The sequence below is a fragment of the Agrobacterium sp. SUL3 genome (genome assembly GCF_001263295.1).
GTDB lineage: Bacteria > Pseudomonadota > Alphaproteobacteria > Rhizobiales > Rhizobiaceae > Agrobacterium > Agrobacterium tomkonis.
Map to the genome: position 1 here is coordinate 1 of NZ_KQ414544.1, position 9380 is coordinate 9380.

At 57.8% G+C, this 9380-nt stretch carries 11 protein-coding genes; 7 read left to right on the top strand and 4 right to left on the bottom strand.

All coding sequences use genetic code 11. The annotated features are described in order from the left end of the window. Positions 1-145 precede the first annotated feature (145 nt). Genes arsB through arsH form a run of 3 tightly spaced genes read left to right on the top strand, consistent with a single transcriptional unit; the run spans position 146 to position 2335 of the window. Complete coding sequence (arsB, locus tag AKG12_RS28510) at positions 146-1204, top strand: ACR3 family arsenite efflux transporter (protein WP_052821410.1); 1059 nt, start codon at positions 146-148, stop codon at positions 1202-1204. 2 nt (positions 1205-1206) lie between these two features. Continuing rightward, positions 1207-1632, top strand: coding sequence for an arsenate reductase (glutaredoxin) (gene arsC, locus AKG12_RS28515; protein ID WP_082179117.1), 426 nt, complete (start codon positions 1207-1209; stop codon positions 1630-1632). Continuing rightward, positions 1625-2335: an arsenical resistance protein ArsH gene (gene arsH / locus AKG12_RS28520; RefSeq protein ID WP_052821412.1), complete on the top strand. Its 711-nt coding sequence runs from the start codon at positions 1625-1627 to the stop codon at positions 2333-2335. The genes arsC and arsH overlap by 8 nt, the downstream gene beginning before the upstream one ends. 4 nt (positions 2336-2339) lie before the next feature. Here arsH and arsK read toward each other — a convergent pair whose 3' ends face one another. Together arsK and AKG12_RS28530 are read right to left on the bottom strand one after the other, a co-directional pair. Beyond that, positions 2340-3548 (bottom strand): arsenite efflux MFS transporter ArsK, encoded by a 1209-nt coding sequence (arsK, locus tag AKG12_RS28525; RefSeq protein WP_052821413.1) that lies wholly within the window; start codon positions 3546-3548, stop codon positions 2340-2342. Further along, positions 3541-3897 (bottom strand): ArsR/SmtB family transcription factor, encoded by a 357-nt coding sequence (locus AKG12_RS28530; protein ID WP_052821414.1) that lies wholly within the window; start codon positions 3895-3897, stop codon positions 3541-3543. The genes arsK and AKG12_RS28530 overlap by 8 nt, the downstream gene beginning before the upstream one ends. Before the next feature lie 42 nt (positions 3898-3939). Here AKG12_RS28530 and AKG12_RS28535 point away from each other — a divergent pair, with 42 nt between their 5' ends. Then, a complete protein-coding gene (locus tag AKG12_RS28535) occupies positions 3940-4455 on the top strand; it encodes a DUF6428 family protein (RefSeq protein WP_052821415.1) in 516 nt (171 codons plus the stop codon). A 212-nt stretch (positions 4456-4667) separates the two neighbouring features. On the opposite strand, the gene AKG12_RS28540 is transcribed toward AKG12_RS28535, so the two are convergent. Beyond that, the gene (locus AKG12_RS28540) at positions 4668-5333 is read right to left on the bottom strand and encodes a DsbA family protein (RefSeq protein WP_052821416.1); all 666 of its coding nucleotides are present in this window, start codon (positions 5331-5333) and stop codon (positions 4668-4670) included. Beyond that, positions 5330-5770 (bottom strand): disulfide bond formation protein B, encoded by a 441-nt coding sequence (locus tag AKG12_RS28545; RefSeq protein ID WP_082179118.1) that lies wholly within the window; start codon positions 5768-5770, stop codon positions 5330-5332. Before AKG12_RS28545 ends, AKG12_RS28540 begins: the two co-directional genes overlap by 4 nt. Before the next feature lie 234 nt (positions 5771-6004). Between AKG12_RS28545 and AKG12_RS28550 the strand changes: the two genes are divergently transcribed. The 3 genes from AKG12_RS28550 (at position 6005) to AKG12_RS28560 (ending at position 9363) form a co-directional block, all read left to right on the top strand. After that, complete coding sequence (locus AKG12_RS28550; RefSeq protein WP_052821417.1) at positions 6005-6625, top strand: SCO family protein; 621 nt, start codon at positions 6005-6007, stop codon at positions 6623-6625. Positions 6626-6677: 52 nt separating this feature from the next. After that, positions 6678-7379 (top strand): L,D-transpeptidase, encoded by a 702-nt coding sequence (locus AKG12_RS28555; protein ID WP_197283371.1) that lies wholly within the window; start codon positions 6678-6680, stop codon positions 7377-7379. A gap of 244 nt (positions 7380-7623) precedes the next feature. Next, a complete protein-coding gene (locus AKG12_RS28560; RefSeq protein WP_052821419.1) occupies positions 7624-9363 on the top strand; it encodes a peptidoglycan D,D-transpeptidase FtsI family protein in 1740 nt (579 codons plus the stop codon). The last annotated feature ends 17 nt before the right edge of the window (positions 9364-9380 follow it).

Sequence of the window (9380 nt, forward strand, 5' to 3'; positions counted from 1 at the left end):
TCACTGTCCCGCACTTACTGAAATCGCTGTCCGCGACTTACTGAAATCCGTGTCCCGGACTTTGTGAAACCCGCACTTGAACAACACGTTCGCCAGATCGGTTCATTGGAAGGCGCGTCGGTCAAATCCGCGAAGGCCGAGTAAGATGTCGACATTTGAACGATACCTGACCGTCTGGGTCTTCCTCTGTATCGCCGTCGGCGTTGCCCTCGGTCACCTGATGCCCGGCGTCTTCCAGATCATCGGCGGCGCCGAGGTCGCCAAGGTGAACATCCCTGTCGCCATCCTGATCTGGCTGATGGTCATACCGATGCTGCTGAAGATCGATTTCCGGTCGATGGTGCAGGTCGGATCCTACTGGCGTGGGATCGGAGTCACCCTATTCATCAACTGGGCGGTCAAGCCGTTCTCGATGGCACTTCTGGGATGGCTGTTCATCGGATGGCTCTTTCGGCCATATCTGCCGACTGATCAGATCGACTCCTACATCGCTGGCCTGATCATCCTCGCGGCGGCTCCATGCACGGCCATGGTCTTCGTCTGGAGCAACCTGACACGCGGCGAACCACTGTTCACCCTCTCGCAGGTTGCCCTGAACGATGCGATCATGATCGTCGCCTTCGCGCCGATCGTCGGCTTGCTGCTTGGCCTCTCGGCCATCACCGTGCCGTGGGCGACGCTCGCCCTGTCCGTCGCTCTCTACATTGTCGTGCCCGTCATCATCGCACAGGTTCTCCGGAGCCGCCTGACCGCCGACGGGACCACTCGGGCGCTCGATAGCCTCCTTGCCAAGCTCCAGCCGTTGTCGCTGGTCGCGCTGCTCGCCACGCTCGTGCTTCTCTTTGCATTCCAGGGCGAGCAGATCATCGCGCAGCCGACCATCATCGCGTTGCTCGCGGTCCCGATCTTGATCCAGGTCTACTTCAACTCCGGTCTTGCCTACATCTTGAACCGAATGTCGGGAGAGCGCCATTGCGTCGCCGGACCCTCCGCACTCATCGGCGCCAGCAACTTCTTCGAACTCGCAGTTGCCGCCGCCATCAGCCTCTTCGGGTTTCAGTCTGGCGCGGCACTTGCCACCGTCGTCGGCGTCCTGATCGAGGTGCCTGTGATGCTCTCGGTCGTCTGGATCGTGAACCGATCGAAGGGTTGGTATGAGGCATCGCCCGCTGTCGCCCGCAACACCATCACCGAAAGGATCTGACTATGGACGTTACCATCTATCACAACCCGGCCTGCGGCACGTCGCGGAACACGCTCGAGCTAATTCAGCATGCCGGGATCGAACCCACCGTCATCGAATACCTGCAGAACCCGCCATCGCGCGAGCAACTCTCCACGATGATCGCAGATGCTGGCCTGACGGTTCGGGAAGCGATCCGCGAGAAGGGCACGCCCTATGCGGAACTCGGCCTCGACAATCCTGATCTGACCGATGACCAGTTGCTGGATGCGATGCTCGCCACCCCGATCCTGATCAACCGACCGTTCGTCATCACCCCCATGGGCACGCGGTTGTCGCGTCCCTCTGAGGTGGTGCTGGACATCCTGCCGACCGATACCTTCAAGGGACCGTTCACCAAGGAGGACGGCGAACAGGTTCTCGACCAGGAAGGTAAGCGTATTGTCTGATACATTCCCGGCTCTGCACGACCAGCATCTTCACCCCATCGCGCCAGAACTGCTGCGGCCAGCATTCTCGACGCACAAGCCCAGAATCCTGGTCCTCTATGGATCGCTTCGGGAAGTGTCTTATAGCCGTCTCCTTGCCTTCGAAGTCCGTCGGCTGCTGGAACGCCTCGGATGCGAGGTGCGGATATTCGATCCGGCCGGGCTGCCGCTTCCGGATGAGGCACCCGTGAGCCACCCCAAGGTGCAGGAACTGCGTGACCTTTCTCAATGGTCGGAAGGCCAGGTCTGGATCAGCCCGGAGCGCCACGGCGCGATGACCGGCATCATGAAGTCGCAGATCGACTGGATCCCGCTGTCGCTCGGCTCCGTCCGCCCCACCCAGGGCAAGACGCTGGCGGTGATGGAGGTTTCCGGCGGCAGTCAGTCCTTCAACGCAGTCAATCAATTACGTATTCTCGGCCGCTGGATGCGGATGATCACCATTCCCAATCAGAGCAGCGTTGCGAAGGCGTTTCAGGAATTCGATGCCGACGGCCGGATGAAGCCGTCGTCCTATTACGACCGCGTCGTCGACGTCTGTGAGGAACTGGTGAAGTTCACCATCATGACCCGCGACGCCTCGTCTTATCTGACCGATCGCTACAGCGAGCGGAAGGAAGAGGCGGCCGAGCTGGAGAAGCGGGTCTCGCTGAAGTCGATCTGACCGCCTAAACCGTTGCGGTGGCTAGCCGCCTACAGGATGCCGCCACCGCAACGAATGCCGCGATGCTGACCGCGCCGAGACATGCGTTTCCAATGAGGGACAAGCTCAGGCCCAGGTTCTCCATGGCCGCGGAGAACGCGAAGGGTGCGCCGGCTCCGAGCGCCAGTCGAGCCGCCGCCATCTTGCCCGTGATCGCGCCATATCCATCCGATCCGAACAGATAGAGCGGCAGGCTGCCCTGCGCGATGCTGTTGATGCCAGACCCAAGCCCGAGGCAGATGGCGAACGCGACAGCCCCCGGCAGCCAGTCTCCGCTTGCCAGCAGGATCAGGATGCCGATCACGATCAGCACTGCGGACACCACAGCTAGTGCCGGCGGCGACAGGTTTTTTCCGAAGACCATGTTGATCAGGCGGCTGGCGACCTGTGCCGGCCCAAACAGGGATCCGATCACCACGGCAGCAGTTCCCAGCCCGATCGAACCGAGCATCGGCACCATATGCGCGAGGATCGCGGCAAGCGTGAACCCGAGAAGCGCGAAGGCAAACGACACCATGATCATGCTTCGACTGCGTGCATCGTGGGGGATTGCCCCGATGACAGCTTCGCGAGGCCGGGCGGCCGCATCCGCACTCGATCCGGCTTTGCCGGCACGCATGATCCAGAAGTGAAGAGGCATGCAGAGGAACAGATTCAGCGCTGCGAAGACCAGATAGATCTCACGCCACGACATCCATCCAGAAAGCGCGGCCGAGATCGGCCAGAAGATCGTCGATGCGAAGCCGCCGATCAGCGTGAGGTAGGTGATGCTCCGGGATGCGGTGCGGGGATCGCTCTCGACCAATGCCGCGAATGCCGCCTGATACTGCACCATGCCCGATGAGACCTCGAGCAGGATGATGGCGATGGCGAACACTGCGACCGAGGGAGACCAGGCGCATAGTGCGAGCGTCAGGGCGGCGAGAACCGAGCCGATCGTCATGATGGTGGCCGCGCCGATCTGATCCATCTGCTTGCCGAGATAGGTGGCAGACAGGCCGCCTATGAACAGCGAAACGGAGAAGACCCCGAACACCTGGGAAAGCGAAAGGCCGAGGTCGGCCGCCATGCCGGGAGCGAGGATGCTGAAGCTGTAATAGAGAGTGCCGTAGCCGATGATCTGCGTGATGCCGAGCGCGGAGACGATTCCCGCGAGAACCTGTCGACTATGCACCTGCTACCTCACCAGCCGGACTGCAGCATCCGTCGCTCTTCTCGACATTCTCCCGGATTGCAGGGTGCCCGGCACAGCAATCCTCCATCAGGAACTTCACGAGATCGGCAAGGCTCTCGTAACTGGCGCTGTAGATGATCGAGCGGGATTCCCTTCGCTGGGAGATCAATCCCGACCGCTCAAGCTCTTTGAGATGGAATGAGACATTCGTTGCGGAAACGCCCATGCGCTCGGCGATCACGCCTGCGGCCAGTCCTTCAGGCCCGGCCACGACCAGCGCGCGCACGATGGCAAGGCGGGTCTCCTGCGATAGCGCCGCGAATGCCGAAAGAGCTTGACGTTCATCCATACTTCAACAATCCTTGAACTATTGGATAGAGGGATAACCCACATGAACGCGATCGACAAGACTATTTCGACAGATATCAGCCTCGGCCATCTTCTCGATGTGCTTGCAGTGGCGCCCGATGCCCCGCTGGTCTTCAGTTATGAGGGCAATGCCGTCCGGCCTGGCTATCACGTCACTGAGGTGAAGGCCGGACAGTTTTCGGCGCTCGACTGCGGTGCGAACCCGGAAGCCTGGGCAGAGATCTTCGTGCAGCTCTGGGATATCGACGAGGATGGCCGTACACATATGCCGGCCGGCAAGTTCGCCGCGATCATCCGCAAGGTAGCAGACCATGTGCAGCTTGAGCCGACGGCAAAACTCACTTTCGAGGTCAGTGACGGAGAGCGGCCGATAGCCCTCTACTGCGCGTCTGCACCGCGGCTCGTCGCCGACACCTTCGAGGTGTCCCTTGCCGCTCGACCAGCAAGCTGCAAGCCACGGGATTGGTGGCTGGCGGAGGAACAGGCCAAATCATCCTGTTGCGGGTCGACAGCCAAGAAGTCAAAGTGCTGTGCTTGAGCCGTTCGACCTTGGTTCGCTCCCGCATGTCACGCCGGGAGCGACGGGTTTATAGCGCATCCGGATTAGATAAGCATGGTCTTGACCACAATAATCGTAAGATCAGTGATCACCATTGTCGATGGTTGGATGGGTTCAGGTGTGATTATGCCCTACTATCATGGTGGGAGCGGTTGATATGCTACGCTTCGACTAGCAATACTCGTGCGTCTTCAGGATCCAGCTTTGGTTAGATCAATTTCAGCCTTTACCATATTGTAGAGTCCTTGCGGACTGAATTCCGTGAGCGGCTTTCCGTTCACGAAAAATGTCGGCGTTTGCTTGACGTTGTTGGCCTGAACGTCAGCCGTGTCCTGGGCGAGGACACTGTCAACTGTCAAGGATATGGCATACTTCTTGCCTTGGTCGATATCTAAGCCTGCGGATCCTGCGATCTGCCACGCCTTTTCGATATCCGGCCTTCCATGATCCGCCCATACGGGCTGCTGCTCCAGAATGGCCTCTAGAACAGGTTCGAAGCGGTTCTGTTTGCGCGCAGCTTCGAGGATCCGCACAGCCTCGTCTGATCCCTCATGGAAAACAGTGTAGCGAAGCACGAGGCGAACATCGGTTCCAGTTTGTGCCATTATTTGCTTCACCAGCGGGTAAAATGCGCGGCAAGCCTCGCAGGATGGGTCGAAAAACTCGACTATTGTGACAGGAGCTGAAACCGGTCCCAAGACTGGGGAATGTATCCTGATGAGCGTATCGTTACCTGGCCCTGCTGGTGTTGGAGCAGGCATTGGTTCAGGCTTGATCCCGCTGTAGAGTGCCGCGCCCCCTGCGAAAACGGTAATTGCGACCGAGGCTGAAGCGATAACGAGGGTACGTCTGTTCATGCTGGTGTTCTCCGGCGCACGACAATAAGGAGGAGGATGATCGCGGTGAATGATGCGAGGGAAAGGAGGGGAATTGGAAGCGATCCGAACAGGAGCATCGCTTCACCAGAGCAGGACGGACCCTGACCGCATGGTTTGATTGCGGTCGGGATGATCTGGAAATAGAGAAGATTGTGAAATGCCGCAATGAGCCAACCGATCGAGGCCAGCGGTGCAGCGTAGTACCAGGCTCCTCCGTCCGATCGGAGTGCGGCGACGGTAAACAGTACCGCTAACGGAAACATGAAAGCACGCTGATACCAGCAGAGGTCGCAAGGAGCCTGGCCCATAACTTCCCCAATAAATAGCGCTCCCAAGGTCGATACCAGTGCGATGATCCATGCCCCGAAGGTCGGCATCCACGCACTATCGTCCGGTCTTGCTGTCGCCTCGCTCATGTATTTAGTCCCTATATTTCGCATCATTATGAGACCTCTAGTAGCTTGAGGGTCAAGGGCGAGTTTCAGGCAGTTCTGTTGAGCCTAGCGATTTTGATCCCTGGCAGAGTGCGTTATTCGAGCGTTTCGTCAACAGCTTGTGCAAAAAGTGTCTTGAACCTCAGGCTACTAGAGGGACTACGGATTGGTTTTGGAAGACGATTCCAGGCAGGTGGGGACGGTAAGGGAGGTCGAATGACAGGTTTGAAAATTATCCGGGTCGGGATCTGGGGGCTGGTTGCCCTCGTCACTGCATGGCTTATCATTTTCGGCAGAGAGCTACCGTTGCGCCAGAGCGAACGGACTGACGGTCAGGATTCATCGACCCCAACCATTGGGAGGCCGTTCCAACTCGTTTCACACAATGGGCAGGTCATCAATAACGATGCACTCAGAGGCAAGCCATATATGGCATTTTTCGGTTTCACGCACTGCCCGGATATCTGCCCGACGACTCTGTTCGAGCTCACCGATCTTATGAAGGAACTGGGGCCGGCGGCGGACGACTTCAATATAGCGTTCATCAGCGTGGATCCCGAGCGTGACACGCAGGAGATACTAAAGGGCTACATGTCCTCGTTCGATCCGAGGATTATGGCGCTTCGCGGAGATGCCGAGGAGACAGCGACAGTGGTGAAGGCATTCGCGGCCTATTCCCGCAAGGTTCCGACTGAGGACGGAAACTACACAATGGACCATACGGCGGGTGTCTACCTTATGGATGGGAAGGGTGGGTTCCGGGGAACGCTCGACATGCATGAAAACCGTGAAGTCCGCCTGGAGAAGATCCGGAATCTTTTGGCGGGATCAAGCTAATCGAACCAAATCGCCTCAGAGACAGATATGCCAGTACTAAAAAGGAAATCAATTGCATCCGGAAACCTTGACGCGACGTGGCTTCATAATGGGCGGTGCAGGGCTCGCAGCGGCGACCCTGTCTGGATGCACGACCACGACAGCCGAGACGGCAGAACCCGTGATCGTTCCTGCAGGGAGCCCGGTCCTAGCGACAATGTACGGGCCGGTGTCGGAAGAGCGCTTCCCGCTGCCGGCCATACCCTATCAGAAGATTGGCAAGCGCTTTCATCGCCAGATGGTCAGTGATCCAACCGGGGAGCGCCCTGGCACCCTGATCGTCGATACTGCCAATTATTTCCTGTATCTGACGATTGAGGACGGGCAGGCAATGCGATACGGCGTAGGCTTGGGCCGCCAGGGTTTCGAATGGTCTGGTCGTGGGGTAATCCAATACAAACGCCAGTGGCCGCGCTGGACACCTCCTGACGAGATGGTCGCTCGCCAACCTGAGCTTCAGCCTTACAGCATCGCCAACGGCGGCATGGATCCCGGATTGAAAAACCCGCTGGGAGCCCGCGCGCTCTACATTTTCCAGAATGGTGAGGATACAATTTACCGCATCCATGGATCCCCGGAATGGTGGACGATCGGAAAGTCCGTCTCGTCTGGCTGCGTGCGGATGATCAACCAGGACGTTGTCGATCTCTATGGGCGTGTACCAGATAGAGCGCCGATCGTCGTCACCAGCCTTCCTGGTTCCGTGGCAGTGTAGCCGAGCGCATTAGCTCGGACATGTCATGGTTCTCATCAGGAAATCGCTATCGAGGAGCCTTCAACAAATTTGTGCTAAGGTAATTTCCAACAATCTAACAGATGTGCCATTAATTGCGTATTTATACAGTTTTTAACTGAATCTGCTGATATTTTCAATTTTTGGTTATATTCGGATCAAGCTGCGTCTCGATTAAGGTGCGTCAGGCGGCGCGCTGTAGGGCGGTTCAGATAGGTCGATTGCAATGCTGTCATTTGTCGTGCGCCTTAAGAGCCGCTCTCATGTAAAAATCTGGAGCCGAACCGGCGGATCGACGAACCCACTCGTCCGTGCAGCCTCCAGCCGTAGTAAGGCGAGGCAGCGTGTCGGTTTACTAATGGTCGTGTTCATCGCCTGTTTTGCAGTAATTGGCGGACGTCTGGTATGGTATGGTTACAGGGAGCCGTTAACGACAGCATCTTTCGCCAACCCCGTATTGATGCCTTCCCGTCCGGACATCGTCGATCGCAACGGGCAACTAATCGCGACTGACGTCAACGTGGTCTCGCTCTATGCGGATCCTCGCAGTATCGTCGATGCGAACGAAGTCGTCGAGAAGCTGGCGGCGGTGATCCCGAATCTGGATTGGCGGGACACGTACCAGAAGCTCCGCTCTAAAACTGCATTCCAATGGCTCAAACGCCAATTGACCCCAAGGCAGCAGGCCGACATTCTCGCGCTGGGCATTCCAGGCGTCGGTTTCCGTCCGGAAAAACGCCGTTTCTACCCTGGAGCCGAAACCGCATCGCATATAGTCGGCCACGTTAACGTCGACAATCAGGGCCTGGCGGGCATGGAGCGCTATCTCGACCAGCAGGGGCTCTCAGACCTCCGCCAACTTGGCATGACGAGCGGGATGCCTCTCGAGCCTGTGCGCCTGTCAATAGATATGCGCGTGCAGAGAATCGTTCGCGACGTTGCTGCCAAGTCAATGGAAGCATACCGAGCGGAAGCAGCCGGCGCTGCCATTATCGATGTGGAGACCGGTGAGGTTCTCGCGATGGCTTCTGTTCCCGACTACAACCCGAATGAACCCTCCCGAACCCTGCCCGATGGCACTGTGGACAAGGAATACGAAAAGGGCTGGTTCAATCGCATGAGCAACGCGACGTTCGAGATGGGGTCGACATTCAAGAGCTTTACGCTGGCCATGGGCCTCGATGCTGGCAAGATCGACCTGGATACTGTCGTCGATGCATCCAGACCTATCCGGATGGGCGGTTTTACGATCAAGGATTTCAAGGGAAGGAACAGGCCGCTTTCCATTCCGGAAGTCTTTCAATATTCCTCCAATATCGGAACCGCAGCCGTGGCTGACAGGGTGGGCATTGAAGGGCATCAGGAATTTTTGACGAGGCTCGGTTTGCTCACGAAAATGGAAACCGAGATGCCTGGCGTGGCTACGCCGACGCAACCGCGCACGTGGAAGAAGATCAATTCGGTGACCATTTCATTCGGTCACGGTGTGGCGACCACGCCGCTACAGACCGCAGCCGCAGCGGCTTCCTTGATCAATGGCGGAAAGCTGCTGACACCGACTTTCCTCAAGCGCACTTCCGAGGTTGCCAACGGGCTGGCACGGGTAGTTCTTAAAGAGAAGACCAGTGCCGACATGCGTTACCTGTTCGACTGGAATGGCATCAAAGGATCGGGGCGCGGCGCTCAGGTCGACGGGTTTCGAGTAGGCGGCAAGACGGGTACTGCCGACAAAGTCATCAACGGGCGCTATGCGAGCGACGTGAACTTCAACGCCTTCGTCGCGGCATTCCCTATGGATAAACCGAAATACATCGTTATCAGCATCATTGATGCTCCAAAGACCGGAGAGAATGGTGGACGTACCGCTGCATCGACCGCAGCTCCAATGATCAAGCAAATCATTTCCTGCGGATTTCAGATTAACGGGACATCGATTCCGGTAAATCCCGGACAGTCGTTTCACTAAATCGCGGACAGTCTCGC